Genomic DNA, 21,535 nt, shown 5'->3' with positions numbered 1-21,535 from the left:
TTTTATTAGTTTAAAAATACAATATCTTTGAAGCCTTAAACAAACGTATATGGATAGACCTACATATAAATTGTACATGATCATGCTTGGCTGTAAGCCCGAGGGAAGGTTTACCGAGCAACATGATATTTTTTTTGGCATTGGCACTTCTTTAAAAGAGCTGGTGCCGCACATGAACGCTTTTTGGCCAGAGGCAAAAGGGCATATGCATATTGATGCCTGGAGGGAAGTAAATCTTGTTGACAATTACCTGATCGAGATTGAAAAAAGAGAAGAAAAGGCAACCGCAGAAGAACAGTTGTTTTTTATTAACCTTGGCGGATATAAGGAAAACGAATTTGAAGAATACCATTATAAAACCCTAGCGGTAACCCCCACAAAGGCAGCAGCTATTAAACAGGCCAAAAACACTACTTTTTATAAGCATTGTGGTTTTGAAGGGGCCGTTTCTCATGTTGACGATAAATATGGCGTTGATATTGACGATATTTATAATATCGAGGACATGCTACCGGAGGCTTTTAAAAAGAATTTTAGCCTAAAATACACCAAAACAGACCATGCCAAGGAAGATGTTTTGCATATTGGGTATTTAAAAATAAGCAAGCTGTAGCTTTTAGGGAAATTTAAATGGAGATGGTATTGTTTGACCTAACGGTTTTTTCCTATGGGGTTGTTTTCTATTACGTTGGACAAAACAATGGACGTGCGGACTTCTCCATAGGTTATGAGCCTATCTATAAACTCCTCTAAATGAAATTGATCGTACAGTACAACTTCCATTACGAGGTTTTCGTTTCCGGTAATGCGGTAACAGTTAAGTACCTCTTTGTATTCTTTAACCTTATCGAGAAAGGGCTTTAATTTGCCCATAAAGGCCTTTAAGGTTACAAATGCCTTTAACTGATAACCGGTTTGTATGTGGTTTACCTCTGCCTTATAACCACTGATAACGCCTACGTCTTCCAACTTTTTTATACGCTCTGCAACCGCAGGGGACGAGAGGCCTATTTTCCTACCGATTTCGGCATTGGTGAAGCGTGCATTTTGCTGTAAAAGCCTTAAAATCGCCCAGTTAAGCTCGTCTATTTTCATTTTAAATAAATTAACTATTAATACTTTAATTTATAATGCAAAATACAATTTATACTTTAAAACCGAAATTAATGTTTTTGTTTTCCGTAGTAAATTTGAACAAAAGAAGCTATGATGAAAAAACATTACCAACGCTACCATTACAGGAGGCGCAATGTAACCAAATTACCGGTGTACAAAAAAGCGCTTTATATTTTTAAGCTCAGCAGGCAGATTGTTGAATACCTGAGAGGCGACAAATCGGTACTGGATTTGCACCGTTCTAAATATATTGCCGATCAGTTTTCGGACAAACTGGTAATGGCCTCGCTTGGCCTGGCCCCAAAAATTGCAATGGCAGAAGCCACACCAGACCCCAATGTAAAGCTAGAATCCCTATCTTCCATAAAGAGAACAACCAATGCTTTATTGCATTATTGTGAAAAATTGGAAGCTAATCATGCCCATGGTAAAGAATTTTTGTCTACATTGCGCAAAGAAGTTACCAAATTTGGACATTTACAAAATAAATGGGCATTAAGTATTAGTAATAAGAATTAAGGTTCCCCTATTCCTAGACTTCACGCTTTTTGCCCATTACTACTTAAAAATAAACGCTTCTCCCTGTTTTATTTTAAATTACCCGCCCCTTGCTTAACGTTAATACCTTCGTAACACAATTGGGTATTTCTTCTTTTTTGTGCGAAACGTATACCAAAGTAATGTGCTTTGAAGTGCATATGTGGTCCAGCAACTGTTTAAAATATAAAATTTGACTGGCATCCATTCCCTGGCAGGGTTCGTCCAGAATTAACAGAGCCGGGCTTTTAATTAATGCCCTTAACAACAACAGTACCCTTTGCTCTCCTAATGAAGCATGGATAAACAAAACCTCTTTTAAATGTAACAGGCCTACCAATGTAAGCCATTGCAGGGCAAGCTCCTTTTGGTGCCCGGTTGGAACGGAAACCGTGCCGACCTCATCGTTGAACCCGGATATAATGGCATCCATACAGGTAAGCGTACTGTATGTTTCGGCCTGTGTTGAGATTCCGGGGACGCTGTTTAATACGCCTTTGCCCCGCATGAAATACAGGTGCAGTTCTGGAGAGAGAAAACCTATGCTCTTTTTAATGTCCCAAATACTTTCCCCGCTGCCCCGTTGCTTGTCAAACAATACCAGATCGTTATTGTACCCCTGTGGGTTATCGGCCGTTACCAAACTTAGCAATGTGGATTTCCCAGCACCATTATGCCCCAATAAAGCCCAGCAATCGCCCGGTTTGACTTCCCAGTTGATGTTTTCCAAGATGCCTTTTCCTTTCATGCTTACGCAAACATCTTTCATTTTAATAATGGTCTGGTATGTTTCGGCATGTGTTTTTAGCAAATTGTCTACCTCTATCGTGCTATTTATTTTTTTTGAAGGAAGTTTTATTTTTTTTATTTCTGAAGGGATCCCGGTCTTTATTGCCTTACCGTTTTCAAGGACCAGAACCTGTGTAAAAAAGTCGGGAACCTCTTGAACCCCACAAATAATTATGATGCTTATACCGCTTTTGGAAATGGTCTCTAAGTATGCCGATAAATGTGTTCTTGAGGCTACGTCCAAACCCGTAAAGGGCTGATCCATTAACAATACTTCCGGACGTTGAAAAAATGCCGATACCAATTGAAGCCTTTTACGTTCGCCATTGCTTAACTGCATGAGGTTCCTGTCCAGCAAATGGGCAACATTAAATGTTTTAAGCAACGGGATATCTTCTATAGGGGCACTGGTATAGTTAAATGTTTTGTTTAGCTGCTCTAAATAGGCCTTGACGCCCAATTGTTTTTCGTATTCATGAAACTCGTACCTTTTACTGTAATAGGTACTGGCCATACCCGAAAGTTGGCTAAACTGATCTTGCTGGGTAACAAATACCGTTTTATTGGTATTTTCCAAAACACCTTTTGAGGGTTTTATCTTTCCCGATATTAGTTTTGCCAGCGAGGTTTTTCCACTCCCCGATCCTCCGGTAATGGCCAAGGCCCCACCCGCATTTATTTTAAGGTTTATGTATTCCAGAAGGATGTGCCCTTTTACCGAAAGGCACATATTGTGCACGGTTATTGGTTTTGCAACTGCCGATTTTATCATTGCTACTATTTTTCCCTACAAATTTCGAGCTTTGAAGAAGAAACAGCCAACTTTTTGGTTAAAATTTTATAATTGAAAAGCATTCCATATATTTTGGCAAGCCTACGCTATACGGTTACATATTTCTCCGGTACTGTCCGCCAACTTCAAACAAGGCCTGGGTAATCTGCCCTAATGAACAAACCTTGGTGGCATTCATTAATGCTTCGAATATGTTTTTATTATGGATTGCAGCTTCTTTTACCTTTCCGATAGCTTCATTTGCTTCAGTTTTGTATGTTTTGTGCAATTTTTCCAGCGTGCCTATTTGTAGTTGTTTTTCTGTTTCGGTAGCGCGGATTACTTCCGAAGGAATAATTGTGGGAGAGCCTTTACTACTTAAAAAGGTATTTACCCCAATTATTGGATACTCGCCTGTATGTTTTAAGGTTTCGTAATACAGGCTTTCTTCTTGAATTTTGGAGCGTTGGTACATGGTTTCCATAGCGCCCAGGACCCCGCCACGTTCTGTTATCCTGTCGAATTCTGCCAATACGGCCTCCTCGACCAAATCGGTTAATTCTTCAATAATAAAACTTCCTTGAATGGGGTTTTCGTTCTTTGCCAACCCCAGTTCTTTGTTAATGATAAGCTGAATTGCCATGGCACGGCGCACGGAATCTTCTGTGGGGGTTGTAATGGCCTCGTCGTAAGCATTGGTATGCAACGAGTTACAATTATCGTAAATGGCATACAATGCCTGTAATGTTGTACGGATATCGTTAAAATCTATTTCCTGTGCATGCAGGGAACGGCCCGAGGTTTGAATATGGTACTTTAACATTTGCGAACGGGCATTGGCACCGTACTTTTCTTTAAGTGCCTTGGCCCATATTTTTCTTGCCACACGACCAATAACGGCATATTCGGGATCGACACCATTGGAGAAAAAGAAAGAAAGGTTTGGACCGAATTTATTAATATCCATCCCCCTGCTTAAATAATACTCCACATACGTAAAGCCGTTTGCCAGGGTAAATGCCAATTGTGTAATGGGGTTTGCGCCGGCTTCTGCAATATGATAGCCGGATATGGAAACCGAATAAAAATTACGAACGTTCTCTTTGATAAAATATTCCTGAACATCGCCCATGAGCCTCAAGGCAAATTCGGTTGAAAAAATACAGGTGTTTTGCGCCTGGTCTTCTTTTAAAATATCTGCTTGTACGGTTCCGCGTACTTGTGCGATTGTTTTTTGTTTAATTTCTTTATAGGTCTCTTTTGGCAGGACCATATCTCCGGTTACGCCCAAAAGCATAAGTCCGAGGCCATTGTTCCCTTCCGGAAGTCCTTCTTCCTTGGCACCTTCGGCACGTGAAAAGCTATGATATTTAGGCCGTTCGGTTCCCTTTTCTTTATAAATAGACTCAATTTTTGCTTCTACTTCTTTTTCCAGCCCCTTTTCCTTGATATAGATTTCGCATTGCTGATCGATTGCGGCATTCATAAAAAAACCAAGGAGCATTGGTGCGGGGCCATTAATGGTCATACTCACCGAGGTCATCGGGTCGGCTAAATTAAAACCGGAATACAATTTTTTGGCATCATCCAAACAGCAGATAGAAACCCCTGCATTACCTATTTTCCCGTAAATATCGGGGCGGTGACCAGGATCGTTACCGTAAAGGGTAACCGAATCAAAGGCTGTTGATAAACGTTTGGCCGGCATGCCCAAACTTACATAATGAAAACGTCTGTTGGTACGCTCCGGGCCGCCTTCTCCCGCAAACATCCGGGTTGGGTCTTCGCCGGTTCTCTTAAACGGATACAGCCCCGAAGCGTAAGGAAATGCCCCGGGAACGTTTTCCTGCAACACCCAACGTAAAATATCGCCCCAAGCCTTGTATTTAGGCAATGCCACTTTTGGGATTTGTGTGTGCGAAAGGGACTCGGTATGGGTTTCAATCTTAATTTCTTTATCGCGTACCTTAAAACTATAAATAGGCTCTTTATATTTAGATACCATTTCGTTCCAATTCGTGATGGTCTCCCAATGGTGCGGATCCAAATTTAATTTAACACGGTCGAACTCGGCCAGTAACAGTTTTAGGAAATCTTTGTTTTTTGCTGAAGTTAAACTTATATCGTCTACATCAAGCCCATATTTTGATAGTTTAATTTCTGCATCGGCAACACTGCAAATAGTTTGATAAACCCCATACAGTTTTTGGGCAACCCCGGCCTGTTCTTCTGCTTTTTTATCATAGGCACGATTGTTCTCTGCAATTTCAGATAAGTACCGTGTTCTATTTGGTGGGATTACAAATACCTTCTCGCTCATTTCAGAAGAAATTTCGAAACTAGAAGCAAGGTTGGCAGCCGTTTTTTGGGCAATTGTGTCCATTATGCTCCTGTATAGCGTATTCATTCCCGGATCGTTAAACTGTGCGGCAATGGTACCAAACACGGGAAGATTATCTGGTTTGGCGTCCCACATACCGTGATTGCGCTGGTATTGTTTTTTTACATCCCGCAATGCATCCAGGGCTCCACGTTTATCAAATTTATTTATGGCAACCAAGTCGGCAAAATCGAGCATATCGATTTTTTCCAGTTGGGTTGCGGCACCAAATTCGGGCGTCATTACATACAAGGAAACATCTGAGTGGTCCAAAATCTCTGTATCGCTTTGCCCAATCCCCGAAGTTTCCAGGATAATCAAGTCGTATTTGGCGGCCTTTAGTACCTCTACGGCCTCTGCCACGTGTTTGGACAAGGCCAAATTGGATTGCCTTGTGGCCAGACTGCGCATATACACCCGCGAATTATTGATAGCATTCATCCTAATACGGTCTCCCAACAATGCACCGCCGGTTTTTCGTTTGGAAGGGTCTACGGAAATAATGCCAATGGTTTTATCTTCAAAATCGTTTAAAAAACGACGTACCACTTCATCGACCAAACTACTTTTTCCAGATCCACCGGTTCCTGTAATTCCCAAGACCGGGATGTTGCTGTTTTCTGAATTTACTTCAGCAAAAAGTTTTAAAAATTCGTCATGGTTATTTTCAGCCAAAGAAATCAAACGGGCAATGGTATTGCTATTTTTTTCTGAAAGATCCCGCTGTATGTTTTTTTGCTTTTTTAAAGTGGTAATAGGAAAATCGGCACTTTCAACCAAATCATTAATCATTCCCTGCAAGCCCATTTCACGGCCATCGTCTGGTGAATAAATTCGGGAAATTCCATAATCCATCAACTCTTTTATTTCCTGCGGAAGAATAACGCCGCCGCCACCACCGAAAATTTTAATATGAGAAGCACCCCGTTCTTCAAGTAAATCGTGCATGTATTTAAAATACTCGTTATGTCCCCCTTGGTACGAAGTAAGCGCAATGGCATTTACATCTTCCTGAATGGCTGTGTTTACCACTTCTTCAACGCTCCTGTCGTGCCCTAAATGAATAACCTCTACCCCTGTGGACTGGATAATGCGCCTCATTACATTGATGGCCGCATCATGTCCATCGAAAAGGGAAGCGGCGGTTACTATTCTTACTTTATTCTTAGGTTTATACTGATTTACTTGCTTCATCATTAATGAGGTGTGTTATTTACGCCTGCAATTTACAGAATTTGCAAAAAAATGAAGCTTTTTTTTATAATTAGTTAAGACGGAAATACAATACTACATTGAAGATTTTTTAGGTTATTGAAGTAATACCGTCTTCAAAAGAAAAGAAAACAAGGATAATGTAGGAAGTTTAAACTTACTGCTCTTTATCAAACATAATTGATATTCAACTTAAAAAAAGAAGTATGCCGCTTTTAATGTTGGAAGGCCATTTGCCTTTTTGCCTGTTTTTGTTTTTTAAACATGTAAATAGCAATAGCCAATGCCACACCGCTACATGCCATTGCGGCCCCAACAACGCTTGCCGAAGTGAACCCAAAACCATATGCAATTGGCAGCCCTGCCAAATAGGCCCCGGATGCATTTCCCATATTGAACGCACTTTGGTTGGCCGAAGACCCCAACATTTCGGAACCCTTGGCACTATTGATAACTGCCATTTGGATAGGCGTAGACACAGTAAAGGCAATCATCCCGATAATAAAGGTCATAACCAAAACCACATATCCGCTTGAAGCAACAAAGCTATTGATAAGCAATACCGTGACCATTACTGCCAAGCTTATAATTACCGCTTTGAGCGGCGAATAGATTTCGGCCAACTTTGCTCCCAGAAAATTCCCCACAACCATGCCCAAACCAGCAATAATCATGGCATAACTAACAATGTTATCGCTTAATCCAGCAACATCGGTGATAAGGGGAGCAATGTAACTGTACCATGCAAAAAAGCCTCCGGTCCCGATGGTAGTAAGCAATATGAGCCCTAAAAAATCTATTCTTTTAAATAGTTTAAATTCGTTTTTCATTCCCTTATTGGGAGTTTTTTCAATTTCTGGCATCCAAAAATAGATGCTGAGCATGGTCAATATCCCTATTACACCCACGATCATAAAAGAAATACTCCAGTGAAAGTGATGCCCAACATATGTCCCCAGCGGAACACCAATTACATTGGCTACCGTTAACCCGGAAAACATGGTAGCAATGGCTTTTGCCGATTTTCCTTCCTGAGCCAATTTTCCAGCCACCACAGCGCCAATACCAAAGAAAGCACCGTGCGGCAAACCTGACAGAAACCGGGAAACCAACAGCAGGTAATAACTATCTGCAAACGCAGATAATGTGTTAAATACCGTAAACCACACCATGAGGTACAATAACATTTTATGAGGAGCCCATTTATTGCCGATACTTGTTAATAGGGGTGCCCCAACCACAACGCCAAGTGCATATGCCGATATAAAATGGCCCGCTTGTGGAATGGAAATGTTCAATGCGGTAGCCACATCGGGTAATATCCCCATGATAACAAACTCGGTCATTCCAATACCAAATCCACCGATTGCAAGCGCCAATAATGCCTTTTTGTTTGTTATTTCTTTCATTTTCTGGTCTTTATTATATCTTACTAAGAAATTGCCCTAAGTTTATATTACAAAAGTACTATAGTTATCAATCTATATACTGTGCTACATTATCAAGTTTATGTAAATAAATAGCATTTTAACGTCCATACCAAATGGCACAGACAACTTAGTACGATAAAAACCCATAAAATTACATTATTTTTTTTCGGGAACAATCTTTACGATACCGCTTCCCTCTATGCCCAAATACAAATAACCATCCGGACCTTGTTTTACATTACGCATACGGCCTTCTCCTTCAACCAGTTTTTCGCGTTTTGTAACGGCATTCCCTTCTATGACCATGCGTTCTAAATAGCCAAATTTAAGAGAGCCGACCATTAAACTGCCCTTCCAGCCCGGGTAGACATCAGAAGTAACAAAAGCCATCCCGCTTGGTGCTATGGAAGGCACCCAGTAATAGAGTGGCTGTTCCATGCCTTCTTTTTCGGTAATATCGGTAAAAGAAGTGCCATTGTAATTCTCTCCATAGCTAATTACTGGCCAGCCATAATTGGCACCTTTTTTAATTACATTGATTTCATCGCCACCCTGCGGACCGTGTTCATGCACCCAAATATCTCCTGTTTGGCAGTGTTTAAGCATTCCTTGTGGATTACGGTGCCCATAACTATAAATTGCTTTTTTGGCATTTGTGGAATCCATAAACGGATTATCTTCAGGTATTCTTCCATCATCGTACAAGCGGTAAATTTTTCCTCCATCACGGGTAATGTCCTGCGGGTTCATGTCTCGTTCGCCACGCTCTCCAATGGAAAAATAAAGGTAGCCATTATCATCAAATTCCATTCTCGAACCAAAATGCTGTCCCTTGGTGGTATTTGGTTCTGCCTTGTAAAGCATTTCTGTGCCAGTTAAAGCATTTCCATTTAATTTAGCACGTGCAATGGCGGTATTGCCTCCACTGCCATCGCCTTCATCGCTTGCATAAGAAAAATAAATCCAGCCGTTGTTTTTGTAGTCGGGATGCAACTTCACGTCCATAAGTCCGCCCTGTCCCCTATCGTAAACAGTAAGATTATGAGAAATTTCAGTTTTATTGCCGTTTTCTACTAAATATAGTTTTCCTGATTTTTCGGTAACAAGTAATTTCCCGTCTGGCAGAAAGGCCATGCCCCATGGTATGTTTATATCGCTTACAACAGTTTCAAGGGTATAAGTGATTTCTTCGGGAACTGTAATAGTTTTATCGTCCTGAGCACAGGAAAACTGAATTATAACTATCAGGATTAAAAGAATTTTATGTTTCATAGCAATCTTCTTTTGGTTGTGTAACAGTTACACAAAAAAGCATAATTAACTGAATTTCAATCATAAATAATCGTTAAAAAACATTTTTTTGAAAAAAAATTAAATTTACATGTTAATTTGAAAAAAGAATAATACTTTTGTGCCCGCTTTGTAGGCATCAGAAATATAATTTCTACAAAGTATTTTTTTGAACTTTACTCACGGGGTGTAGCGTAGCCCGGTTATCGCGCCGCGTTTGGGACGCGGAGGTCGCAGGTTCGAATCCTGCCACCCCGACCAATTATAGTATCAATCTATACCAAAAACCTGTTAATCGTATGATTTACAGGTTTTTCGGTTTTTAAGAATATCATAAGAATTGATATGTTTTGATTAAAAACGTCAACAAATCGGATAACAAATTAAAAAATCAAAAAGTGTTGACCAGATTTATAGCCAACGGTTTATGAATCAATAAATAAATGTATCTTTATAAGTGATTTGACTTTCGTCTGATAACAACGAATTATTGTTAATTAAAAGACGAAATAATGAAAACATCTTCCACCTTCAGTATTTTGTTCTGGGCTGACTTCTCCAGGGCAAAAAATGACCAAGCATCAATTTACGCAAGAATTACGGTAAATGGCAAACGAGCAACTATCAGTTTAAAACGAAAAGTTTTAGTTTCTGATTGGGATGTCCATAAAAACAGGGCTCGTGGAACTAACCAAAAATCAAGGATTCTTAACAATTATTTGGATGAAACTTATAATCATCTTTTTAAATGTTATCGGGATTTAATGGCCGAACATAAGTTGATTACTTCACAATCCATCAAAGCAAGATATTTTGGTCAAGACGAAAATAATCATTCCATTATGGATATTGTCAATTACCATAATGAGGATATGGTAAACAAATTAAAATGGGGAACACAGAAGAATTATTTTACTACACAAAAGTATGTTTCCAAATTTTTGCTAAAGTCCTATAAGACCTCTGACCTCTATTTACGGGAACTTGATTATCACTTTATCATAAAATTTGAGAAATATCTTAGAGGTTATGTACCCGAAGACCATCAAAAACCAATGGGCAATAATACCGTAATGAAGCACATTGAACGGTTTAGGAAGCTGATAAATCTATCACATAAGTTGGGCTGGATAGAACGAGATCCCTTTATCAATTTTAAAGCTAAATTCATTAAAAATGAAAGAGGCTTTTTAAGCCTCGAAGAGCTTCAAGAGATAGAAAATAAACAATTTAGCATTCATAGATTGGAATTGGTTAAGGATTTGTTTGTTTTTAGTTGCTATACAAGTTTAAGTTATATCGATGTCATTCATTTAACTGCGGATAATATATGTATAGGAATCGATGGCGAACTTTGGATTTATTACAAACGTGAAAAAACAACAAAACCCATCCGAATACCCTTGTTGCCAAAAGCATTACAAATTATTGAAAAATATAAGAGCAACCGTAAATCCATTTCCCAAGGAAGTATATTTCCTAAAATATCAAATCAAAAACTGAACTCTTATCTAAAGGAAATTGCCGATGTCTGCGGTATTAAAAAGAACCTTACATTCCATATCGCAAGACATACCTTTGCTACTACTGTTACATTAAGTAATGGAATGCCTATCGAGACGGTTTCAAAATTATTGGGCCATTCCCGAATATCTACTACCCAAATTTATGCAAAGGTTATTGAACGTAAAGTGAGTGATGATATGCAAAAATTAAGGGCCCAATTCAACGAGATAGAAAACGAACCTATCTCAAAATTAGCATCACAAAATTCATAATATCCTAAATAAAAAGACAATGGAACTATCGATAATAAAAAATAAAATCCACAATATTCAAGGCAATAAAGTAATCCTTGATTTTGACCTCGCCGAACTATATGAAGTAGAAACCAGAGTTCTGAAACAAGCTGTTAGACGTAACCTTAAACGTTTTCCGGATGATTTTATGTTTCAGCTTTCTAAGGACGAATGGAAAGAGGTTATCACAAATTGTGATAACCTTCCAGAGAACATCAAATTTAGTCCCGCCACTCCTTTTGCCTTTACCGAGCAGGGCGTTGCAATGCTTTCTAGCGTATTAAACAGCGACAAAGCTATTGATGTAAATATATCCATTATGCGTGCTTTTGTAGCTTTAAGACAGCATCTTACAGATTATAGCAACCTTAAAGAACATATTGCCCAACTCGAAAAAGAAATGAACGTAAAGTTTAATGATATTCATCAGGCAATGAATTATTTGCTACAAAAGGATAAAGTGCAGATTGAACAGCTGAACAGGGAACGGATTGGTTTTAAAACAGGCAGAAAAGATTATTAAAGATAAGTTCATCAAAGTGTCAAACTCATTGTGATATTTTTAGTTCAGTTCTGGGTACATTAGGGATTTTAAAATTCTGCTTGGTTTCCGATGTTTGTTATTTAGTTCGGAAGTGAGCGTTGGCATTTCTTTATGGTCTGGTTATTCCACTAATAAAAGTTTCTACAAAACCTATTATTTTTTCCGTTACTCGTTCCGCAATTGTTTTCCGTTCCTTTAAGCTTGGTTTTTCATTCAACATTCCGATAATTTCGTCTCGCAACGGTGCTTTTTCGGTAAACAAATAATTTCCGATAACTTCTTGCAGCTTTTCGGAATTCAAGTTTTCTTCTATACTTAAATTTTCAATCGCTGCCATTCTTTCTATACTCCAATAGTTGGCAAACTCGTCTGGCACATTGTCCGAATCTTCTATATTTGGTAAGTTTTCTTGAATAAATCGCTCAATTAATTCACGCTTACTACGCATTTGTGCATCTCCTGCCAATAATTCCAAAATCGCTTTTTTCTGTTTGTCTTGTTCTTCTACATCTGCATCTTTCAGTTTTGCTAACAACTTTAAAATGTAGGTTACATTAATTTCGTCTCTATGTATTAATTCCAATTCAAAGTCCACATCTTGCAGAATAGACACTTTCTCTTTCAAGTGTGCCGATTTTGCCTTGTCATAAAGGTCAAGATATTTGGACTTGTAATCTTCAAAGTTTTGCTCGTCCATTGACAGGTCAACAAAATCAAATTCGGTAAAGGTTGCCAATACATTTTTTAAACGCATTAACTCTCTAAAAGCTTTTATGAATTCTAATTCTTCTTCTTCGCTTGGCAGGTCGTTTACGCTGTTTACTGTTGGTGCAATTTGCAATAATGCTATAAATGCCTGATTAAATTTTGCAACGTATTCTTCATAAGGTTGCATTATTATTTCATCTTTCGCATTGATGTTTGAAAAAAGTGAAATGGCTTCGTCTGTTGCACCCTTTAAGTTTCTAAAACAAACAATATTTCCTTGTGATTTTAATTCGTTCAGAATTCTATTTGTTCGAGAATATGCTTGAATTAATCCGTGATATTTAAGGTTTTTGTCAACATAAAGCGTGTTCAATGATTTACTGTCAAATCCTGTTAGAAACATATTAACGACTAACAAAACGTCAATTTGTTTGTGCTTAACTCGCTTTGCTACATCATTGTAATAGTTGTAAAAACTCTTGCTGTCTTTTGTCGTAAAATTTGTGCTAAACTGTTTGTTGTAATGACCAATAAAGTCTTCGAGATAATCTCTTGAATGTTGGTTGCCATATTCTGTTTGCGGTTCGGCAGCTATTAAAAATTCATCATCAATAAAATTGCCAACTGCGTCTTTATCGTCTTCGTTTGCTTGATATGAAAATATGGTTGCTAAACGTAAATTATGGTTTCCATCTTCCTTTTTCTGATGAAATAATTTGTAGTATTCGATTAATGTGTCAATACTGGAAACAGCAAAAATGCTTGTAAATTCTCTACTATGCGTTTTACGATTATGATTGGTAATAATGTAGTCGGTAATGTTGTTTAAACGCTCTGGTGCGTTCATTACTTCTGCTTCATCAATAGCCTCTACGTCAATATCTAAAATATGGTCTTTCTTCTTAAAAGTGCTTATATATTCGATTGAGAATTTTAAAACATTTTCATCTCTTATCGCATCTGTAATTACATATTTATGAAGAATTTTATCGAAAAGCATTGAAGTTGTTCGCTTTCCAAATTCATTAGTTCCCGCATTTTTTTCAAAAATTGGTGTTCCCGTAAAACCGAACATTTGGCAATTAGTAAAGAAGTTTTTGATGACTTCGTGTGTTTTGCCGAATTGAGAACGGTGGCATTCATCAAAAATAAATACAATGCGTTTGTCATTGAGCGTTTCCATTCTGCTCAAATATCTTTTTTTGCTAATTGCGGTATTTAATTTTTGTATGGTTGTAACAATCAGTTTATTGTCTCCAACCATTTGTTTTACAAGTGTATTGGTGTTATTTGTTCCGTCAATACTACCTTTGCTAAAACTATTAAATTCTTTGGTGGTTTGGTAATCTAAATCCCGTCGGTCAACTACAAAAACAACTTTATGGACATTTGGTAAATTGGTTAAAATTTGAGCTGTTTTAAAGGAAGTTAATGTTTTTCCTGAACCTGTGGTATGCCAAATGTAACCGTATTTTGTTGTGCTTTTTACTCGCTCAATAATTGCTTCTACAGCATAAAATTGGTAAGGACGAAGCACCATCAATATTTTTTGTGATTCGTTAAGCACCACATATTTGCAAATCATTTTTGAAATGTGGCAAGGCTCTAAAAAAATATCGGTAAAAGTGGCGAGTTGTGTATTCAGTTTATTTTCTACATCACTCCAATAAAATGTTTGTTTAAAAGAACGTGCTTTTATTGGACTGTTAGCGTAATATTTTGAGTTAACACCATTGCTGATTACAAAAATTTGAATAAACTGAAATAAGCCGTGTCCTGCCCAATATGAATGACGTTCATATCTGTTGGTTTGGTTAAATGCTTCTTTTAATTCTAAACCTCTTCTTTTCAGTTCAATTTGAACCAAAGGCAAGCCGTTTATTAAAATGGTAACATCATAACGGTTTTTGTATTTTCCTTCCATAGTTACCTGTTGGGTAACTTGAAATTCGTTTTGACACCAATGAATTTGATTGATTAGTTCAACCGTTTTATGTTCGCCTTTATCATTTGTATATGGAACACGGTCTCGCAAAATCTTTGCACGTTCAAATACATTGCCCTTATTTATGAAATTTAGAATTTGTTTAAAATCACTATCGGAAAGGGTAGTTTTATTATGAATCTCTAATTGGCTTTTAAGGTTAGCCAATAAGTCTTTTTCTTCTTTTATAACCACCTTTTTATAACCCAATTTTTCTAATTGGGCAACCAAGTTGTTTTCTAATATTTGTTCTGGTTGTGTGGTCATTCTTCTTTCTCTGTTGTATTTTTTAATTGGTCAGCAAAAGCGGTAATTTTATCAGTCAATGGAACAATTATCTTTGCTTTATCCTTTAATGCTGGTTTTTCATTCATTGCCCTTGAAACAGCATCTCTCAAAGGTTTTTTGTCGCTAAACAAATAATCGGTTATCAGCTTTCTTAGTTCTTCCGTTATCAGATTTTCAGTTGCTGCAAAAGTTGCGACTTTTTCTGTGGTTGGTTCAATCCAAAAAGAAGCTTCATCAAAAGTATTTACTAATTTTTTTATTTCATCTTTTGGCTTTTCGACTTCAACTACTACTTTTTCAGGTATTTCAGTTTCTATTGGTTCTTCTTCAACTTCTCCTTCTGTTTCATCTGTTTTCAAAAACTCGTCTGAATATCTACTTTCATATTCGTCATAATCATTTTCGTAAAGAAGCTGGCTATATTTTGCTTTCTTAATTGGAAATTCCGTACTGTCATCAAGCCAAATGTTGTATTCTTCCATTTTTTTGTCATCATAAGCGATTCTTCCTGTTTTTGGAATGTCGATTTGAAAGAGAATTTTGAGCATAAAGGAAACTATGCTATCCGTTAAATTGATGACGAACAAGGCAAATTCAGAAGTACTAATTATTTCATTTGGCTTTGGAATGAATTTACCGTGTGATATTTCGCCTCTATCATTCCTTATATTAATGATGGTGTCCACCAATTCTCTTGATTTAGATAGAAATTCGGTTTCCTTGCCAATCAATGATTGGTCATATTTTGAAATTAGCTTTATAGCTTTGTCAAACAGTTTTAATGCCTTTACGCCATCAACCAACTTGTTGTTTTTGTTATAGTTACTATCAAGCGTAATCAATATTGTTTTAGAAATCCCTTCAATTAATGATTTACAGCAATCTATCGTAACATCAGGCTTTTTATTTACCGATTCTTCAGCTATTTCAATTATAGAAAAATAGTATTCAAATTCTTTAAAAGAACTACTGTTTGCTATTATGACTGCTCTCGTTTTTTCCATAACTACACAAACATTTTTTGCAAAAGTCCTTTCTTAAATACATTTGAATCATCAATTTGAGTACCGACCTTTTCTATAGATTTGTCAACTGAAATTATAAAGTTGGCGATTTTTCCTTGTTCTATTGGGCAAGGCATAAAAACCTTTTCTTTAGAATAATCACGGAAATAAATATGAGGTATAGTACTACCTGTTATATATTTTACAAAATGTATGCGATTTAGAATTGTAAATATGAAATAGAGATGATTTTCTGCTTTTGGTCTGATGATGTCTAAAGTTCCTAAAACCGATGTTTTTTCCTCACAAAGTAAAGTTCTTCCAACACCTGCTCCATCTTTTACGATTGAGATATATGGTTCTTTTTCGTTATAAAAATCTACATTTTGTAAATATCCTGTTGCTCCATAAACCTTATATTCGCCAATACTATCGCCTAAAGTGTTTGCAGAAAGATTTGAAGATTCTTTTTTGCAAACTTCTCCTAATTTCTTTTCTGTCCAATCAGGAAAATTACTGCCATCATCTTTTTTAAAGCGAACAGTACGATTGAACAACTTTTGTATTACACCCTTTTTGTACTGTTCTAATTCAGTTTTCTTTTTTTCTAAGATTTGAATGCGTTTGTCAATAGCGATTAAAAATGCGGCAATTTTTGTTTGTTCGTCCGGACTTGGAATATTGACATTTAAAGATGATAATTGACTTGAATACAAATGCACTACAGAAATGCCTTGTGCAAGTCTTGCTATTTTATTTTTTTTAGCATTATTTAGGTAATACGATAAAAACACACCATCTGTTTCAGATTTAATAATGTTTAAATCGCCACTCAAAGCAACGCCGGCTTTTAAAACACACGAAGCGGTTGCTATATCAATTTTAGTTTCGCCTGATGCTGGTATAATAACATCATTTGCATCACTCAAAACAAGCTTCTCAATATCAAGGTTGGTTTTAGAAACTATTTCTGAAATTACTTCTGAGTAAACAGTATATAATTCGCCATATCTGATACATTCCGTTGCACCATCTACTTCAATGTCTGCCTTTGAAATACCTTTACCTTTGCTAAAAGTTGCAATTGAGCCAAGTTTGTCAGAGTTCCATTGGTCTGTGAACTCGGGAAATCGTAATACTGGTATGGTATTATTCGCCATCTTCTTCTACTTTAAATGGTGGTAAAATGCCTAAATCATTGCAAAAACTAATAATTTCACTATTGACTTCTTCAAGGTCGCCATCATATTTAATTAAGCGTTCGGTTACCTCGTTTAAAACAATATCTGCTTCTTCCTCAAAAGTATCTACATAACGAGGTATGTTCAGGTTATAATCATTTTCTGCTATTTCTGTTAAGTTTGCTACATAAGAGTACTTTTCTTTAGTTTCCCTTGTACGATACGTATTTATAATTTCTTCTACGTCTTCATCACGTAGTTCATTTTGGTTTCCGTTTTTAAAATAGTGGTCTTCTCCGCTGGCATCAATAAAGACAATATTATCATCCACTTCTCTACATTTTTTAAACACTAAAATACAGGTAGGAATAGATGTCCCGTAGAATATGTTTGCTGGCAAACCAATAACAGCATCTAAATAATTGAGTTCTTTTATTAAATATTTTCGAATTACACCTTCGGCAGCACCTCTAAAAAGAACTCCGTGCGGCACAACAGTTGCCATAATTCCGTTGTCTGCCAATTGATGTATCATATGCGTGATAAAGGCATAATCTGCTTTGGTTTTTGGTGCTAATCGTCCATATTGGCTAAAACGTTCATCCGTGCTGTTTAAAGGATTTTTATCGCTTTTCCAATGTGCCGAAAATGGCGGATTTGCAACTACCGCTTCAAAACGCTTTTCTAGATGTTGCGGATTTTCCAACGTATCTTCTTGCTCAATACTGAATTCACGAAAATGTATGTCGTGCAATATCATATTCATTCGAGCCAAGTTGTATGTAGTACGGTTTAGTTCTTGACCATAAAATTCGCCTACATCTTCAACCTCTCGTGCAACACGAAGCAATAATGAACCCGAACCGCAGGTTGGGTCATATACTGACTTTAATTTTGTTTTTCCTGTGGTTACAATTTTTGCTAATATTTTGGAAACTTGCTGTGGCGTATAAAATTCGCCTGCGGATTTTCCTGCTCCTGCTGCAAATTTTGCAATTAGATATTCGTAGGCATCTCCCAAAACGTCCGCATCAATATCTTCCAATTTGAAGTCGATTTTGTCGAGATGATTTAAGATTTTTACGATTACTTCGTTTCTCGCACCAACTGTTCTACCAATTTTTGTAGAAGTCAAATCCAAGTCCTCAAACAGAGCGTTAAAATCTTCTTCAGATTCCGTACCCATTGTGCTTTGCTCAATGTGGTTCATAACCGCTTGCAAGTCCTCGATAATGTAATTGCTTTCACTTTCTGTATCTGCATTTCCTTTTTTAGCCAATTCAGAAAACAATTCCTTTGGTTGTAAAAAGTAACCTAGCGTTAAAAGCGATTCTTCTTTTATGGCTTCAAGCGTTTCGGTATCGGTAACTTTTTTATAATCCGTTACATCTTCTCCATCAAGTAATTTATTGGCATACAGATATTGTTTCTCACTCAGATACTTATAAAAGATAAAACCGAGAATGTAGTCTCGGTAGTCGTCTGCACTTATCTTTCCTCTTAGTAGGTTGGCTATTCCCCAAAGTTGTGTTTCTAGTTTCCTTTTTTGGTCTTCTGACATATTATATTTTGTTCCTTTTTTTCATTTGTATGTGTGCGTTGGCTAAAATAGCTCTTTTGGTTTCTTTTATAACTGGCTTTTTAGAGTTGGTTTGGCAGATACTCGCTATATTTTGATTTCAAATAATCCAAATTTTGCTTGTTATCCATTAAATTTAGGTTCAGCTTATCTTTTATAAATTCATACCTAGTTCGAGCTTCATTAAGAATATGACCCCAAGTTAAAACGTAAACATCATAAAAATCTGTAGCTACTACGTGTCCATATTTTCTATCAGTTTGTTCTAATTCTGGTTCAATGTCTGGCTTAACATCTTTAGTTATTAAAAGGAATTTCCATTTAGTTTTTTCTTTAGGAAATCTTTTGTCATTACATATTCTAGATGCATAAAGTTTTATTTGCATAAGCTCTTCAACTCCAGCATCAACTTTAGGTTTTTTTAATTCAATTATCAAATTGGTTTTGTGTCCTGGAAGTCCTTGCGGGAATTGTCTCCAAAGGCAAACATCTGGAATAATTTTTAATTCAGTATTGGGTTCGCTCGTTACAATTTCTTCGAAATCTGTTCTCCCTAAATGTTTCAAGTATTCTTTTAAAACATTTTTGAGTGTAATATCATCTACTCCATAAGTATATTCGTCTCCGAATAACCAAGTTTCGTTAACTAAAATTTTATGCAAATGTTTTCTTTCTAAAACATTTTTGTTTAATTCTTTATTATAAATCAATTCTTCCAAACCATTAATAAAGCGTAACCTGTTCTTAATCTCTGTCATAGTATCTATAATACTTGACAATGAGGTTTCTTCTAAAATCTCAACAAGTTCTTCCCTTTTTTCATCCGGTAATTCAATTACCTCTGTTAAAATTCTTTGAAGAGAAGAAGAATCTTTCTCTAATGCTTCTTTAATTAGTGAAAGAGTGAACTTTTTACTTTTATCATCTTGATTTTCAAAGTCTGGTAAGTACTCGTTGACTTGAAGAGCTACTATATCAAATACTTGTCGTTTGCTTTCCTCTACAAGTGAATCGGCATTGTCTTTGTATGGATAAAGACCTTTTGATTTTAATTCATTAATAAATTCTCCTGAATATAAATGAAGTCGTTTTCTAACATATTCACGAGCGAATTTTTTAGCTTCTCCATATGCACCTTGTAGAATATCATCAAAATTATCTAAATCAATTAGATTTTCTCTATGTAGCTTTTCCACATAAAGTGATTGTATAAAAATTGAAATAGGAATTGTTGACCGAATACCAAGGTTTAATTCTTTGAATGGCACACCTTTGGTGTTACATAAATAGGTTTTCTTTTTTATATCAAAACTCCATTCTATTACTTTAATTACAAAACGGTATGATAATTCTCCATCCTCTACGAGAAAATCTGTTTCATCCGTATTTTTTATTAAAGACTCAAATTCTAGTTTATTACCATTGAAATATATATTGAAATCTGAATAGTTTATCCAGTATGAAGCAAATTTTTGTTCTATCTCCTTTCTGAATTTTACATCTAGAGCTTGATTTACATTTTCTTGGTTTATATTTTGAATTTCAACTGTAAAACCTGTTGCTGTATTGCCTTTTGGAATTGTTTTTAAATCGCTAAAGTTTGAATGAGATAAATTATTGCGGTCAAACGTTACGGTAAATTCTTTTAATGATTCTCCATTTTTATATACACTCGTGAATTTTACCAAGTCTCCTAACGCAAGAGATTTGTATCTTCCTTTTCCTTCTTTTCCGTGATAGTGTCTTCCGCCAGGACTTGTATTTGTATTTTTTTTTTCAGAGCCACCCAATCTTCCGAAAACGTCTTGGGCTTTTGTGTAGTCAATGCCAAGTCCGTTATCAATTACTCTTAAATTTTCAAATCCACCAAGTTTATTTTTAATGTATTCGATTTTAATCTCCGTTGAGTCAGCATCAAGTGAATTCCATATAAGCTCCGAAATAGCAGTTATACCATTCGCTCTGGTTAAAGATTCGATATGGTCTTGTTCAACTCCAACATCAATTATTTTTGGCATATTTTATTTTTTTCTACTTACATACAATTTGTTATATCTGTAACAAAGATACTTTTTTAAAAACAAAAAAAGAGGTGAAAAACACCTCTTAAATTTTAGTTTCTAAAACTACCTTTCGACTCCCTTTCAGTTCCTTCAATTCCAGCATCAGTTTTTCGTTACTGCCTAAAACAAATTTTGGAATCACATAAACAAAGCATTGGCTTTTCCCATCAATAATGGAATATGGCATTTTGTGTTTGTAAATCACTTTTTGATGCAATCTTTGATAGGAAGCTTTCCTTTTCTTGTTTCCATTGGTTCTATAAACATTAAGGTAGTCGATTTCAAAATTAATTCCGGACTTGTTCTTTACCTCTATAACCAAATACACTTCGGAAGCATCGTATGCCATTTTTTGCAATTGTACTTTGATGCCTTTTTTGCGTTTGGTTTCAAGACGTTCAAAGTTAGATTTTAATAAGTATTCGCTGAATTTTTGAAAATGTGTTATTCTGTTGGCATAATCATTTAACGGTGCATTTGTGGGCTTTTGTTTTATTTTTTCAGGTAACTCTTTGCCAATACTTTCATTTTTATTGATAAAATAATTCAGTTTTGGAAGTTTTTCAGAATACTTCAAAATATAAGAATAAACGCTACCATCACTTGTAACGGTCAATAGGTTGCTTTCCATTCCAGGCTTTGCTTGTAACAAACCGAAATACTGCTCTTTCTCACGATTATACGTAAATACAAAATGGGAAGCACCGGTAATGCCCTGTCGTATTGGGTTGGGAAAAAACAAGGCAACGTTCTTCTGATCGTTGGCGTAAATGGTGTCAAGGTGTTGCTGTGCTGAAATTGATATTGAAAAAATCAACGATAAAGATGTGATTAAAATTTTCATAAGAGTACGTTTTAA

The 21,535-nt window shown here is 36.3% G+C and carries 15 protein-coding genes and 1 tRNA gene; 5 read left to right on the top strand and 11 right to left on the bottom strand.

What is annotated here, in order from left to right; all coding sequences use genetic code 11:
* The first annotated feature begins 49 nt into the window (after positions 1-49).
* Positions 50-613, top strand: coding sequence for a DUF1543 domain-containing protein (locus tag UXI14_RS07100; protein WP_335965542.1), 564 nt, complete (start codon positions 50-52; stop codon positions 611-613).
* Between the two features lie 38 nt (positions 614-651).
* On the opposite strand, the gene UXI14_RS07095 is transcribed toward UXI14_RS07100, so the two are convergent.
* Positions 652-1,095: an Lrp/AsnC family transcriptional regulator gene (locus UXI14_RS07095; RefSeq protein WP_335965541.1), complete on the bottom strand. Its 444-nt coding sequence runs from the start codon at positions 1,093-1,095 to the stop codon at positions 652-654.
* 111 nt (positions 1,096-1,206) lie between these two features.
* Between UXI14_RS07095 and UXI14_RS07090 the strand changes: the two genes are divergently transcribed.
* Entirely contained in the window at positions 1,207-1,635 is a 429-nt protein-coding gene (locus UXI14_RS07090) for a hypothetical protein (RefSeq protein WP_335965540.1), read from the top strand.
* A 73-nt stretch (positions 1,636-1,708) separates the two neighbouring features.
* On the opposite strand, the gene UXI14_RS07085 is transcribed toward UXI14_RS07090, so the two are convergent.
* From UXI14_RS07085 to UXI14_RS07070, 4 genes are all read right to left on the bottom strand, one after another.
* Positions 1,709-3,214: an ATP-binding cassette domain-containing protein gene (locus UXI14_RS07085; protein ID WP_335965539.1), complete on the bottom strand. Its 1,506-nt coding sequence runs from the start codon at positions 3,212-3,214 to the stop codon at positions 1,709-1,711.
* Positions 3,215-3,329: 115 nt separating this feature from the next.
* Positions 3,330-6,788 carry a methylmalonyl-CoA mutase family protein gene (locus UXI14_RS07080; protein ID WP_335965551.1) on the bottom strand — a complete coding sequence of 1,153 codons (3,459 nt, stop codon included), beginning with the start codon at positions 6,786-6,788 and terminating at the stop codon, positions 3,330-3,332.
* A gap of 233 nt (positions 6,789-7,021) precedes the next feature.
* Positions 7,022-8,215 (bottom strand): MFS transporter, encoded by a 1,194-nt coding sequence (locus UXI14_RS07075; RefSeq protein WP_335965538.1) that lies wholly within the window; start codon positions 8,213-8,215, stop codon positions 7,022-7,024.
* 177 nt (positions 8,216-8,392) lie between these two features.
* Complete coding sequence (locus UXI14_RS07070; protein WP_335965537.1) at positions 8,393-9,508, bottom strand: PQQ-dependent sugar dehydrogenase; 1,116 nt, start codon at positions 9,506-9,508, stop codon at positions 8,393-8,395.
* A gap of 201 nt (positions 9,509-9,709) precedes the next feature.
* On the opposite strand from UXI14_RS07070, the gene UXI14_RS07065 reads away from it, so the two are divergent.
* From UXI14_RS07065 to UXI14_RS07055, 3 genes are all read left to right on the top strand, one after another.
* Positions 9,710-9,787, top strand: a tRNA-Pro gene (locus tag UXI14_RS07065).
* 251 nt (positions 9,788-10,038) lie between these two features.
* Positions 10,039-11,304 carry a site-specific integrase gene (locus UXI14_RS07060; protein WP_335965536.1) on the top strand — a complete coding sequence of 422 codons (1,266 nt, stop codon included), beginning with the start codon at positions 10,039-10,041 and terminating at the stop codon, positions 11,302-11,304.
* A gap of 19 nt (positions 11,305-11,323) precedes the next feature.
* A complete protein-coding gene (locus UXI14_RS07055; RefSeq protein ID WP_335965535.1) occupies positions 11,324-11,848 on the top strand; it encodes an ORF6N domain-containing protein in 525 nt (174 codons plus the stop codon).
* Positions 11,849-11,978: 130 nt separating this feature from the next.
* Here the strand turns inward: UXI14_RS07055 and UXI14_RS07050 are convergent, their stop codons facing one another.
* From UXI14_RS07050 to UXI14_RS07025, 6 genes are all read right to left on the bottom strand, one after another.
* On the bottom strand, positions 11,979-14,828 hold the full coding sequence (locus UXI14_RS07050; RefSeq protein WP_335965534.1) for a type I restriction endonuclease subunit R: 2,850 nt from the start codon (positions 14,826-14,828) through the stop codon (positions 11,979-11,981).
* Entirely contained in the window at positions 14,825-15,853 is a 1,029-nt protein-coding gene (locus tag UXI14_RS07045) for an abortive infection family protein (RefSeq protein WP_335965533.1), read from the bottom strand. Before UXI14_RS07045 ends, UXI14_RS07050 begins: the two co-directional genes overlap by 4 nt.
* Positions 15,854-15,855: 2 nt before the next feature.
* On the bottom strand, positions 15,856-17,013 hold the full coding sequence (locus tag UXI14_RS07040; RefSeq protein ID WP_335965532.1) for a restriction endonuclease subunit S: 1,158 nt from the start codon (positions 17,011-17,013) through the stop codon (positions 15,856-15,858).
* Positions 17,003-18,595 carry a type I restriction-modification system subunit M gene (locus tag UXI14_RS07035; RefSeq protein WP_335965531.1) on the bottom strand — a complete coding sequence of 531 codons (1,593 nt, stop codon included), beginning with the start codon at positions 18,593-18,595 and terminating at the stop codon, positions 17,003-17,005. Before UXI14_RS07035 ends, UXI14_RS07040 begins: the two co-directional genes overlap by 11 nt.
* Positions 18,596-18,675: 80 nt before the next feature.
* Positions 18,676-20,631: an ATP-binding protein gene (locus UXI14_RS07030; RefSeq protein WP_335965530.1), complete on the bottom strand. Its 1,956-nt coding sequence runs from the start codon at positions 20,629-20,631 to the stop codon at positions 18,676-18,678.
* Positions 20,632-20,719: 88 nt separating this feature from the next.
* Positions 20,720-21,520 carry a DUF4138 domain-containing protein gene (locus tag UXI14_RS07025; protein ID WP_335965529.1) on the bottom strand — a complete coding sequence of 267 codons (801 nt, stop codon included), beginning with the start codon at positions 21,518-21,520 and terminating at the stop codon, positions 20,720-20,722.
* Positions 21,521-21,535: the final 15 nt, after the last annotated feature.

It is taken from the genome of Galbibacter sp. PAP.153 (assembly GCF_037029175.1).
GTDB classification, from domain to species: Bacteria; Bacteroidota; Bacteroidia; order Flavobacteriales; family Flavobacteriaceae; genus Galbibacter; species Galbibacter pacificus.
The sequence above is the reverse complement of the archived record's forward strand: the minus strand, read 5'-3'. Positions and strand labels throughout refer to the sequence as shown.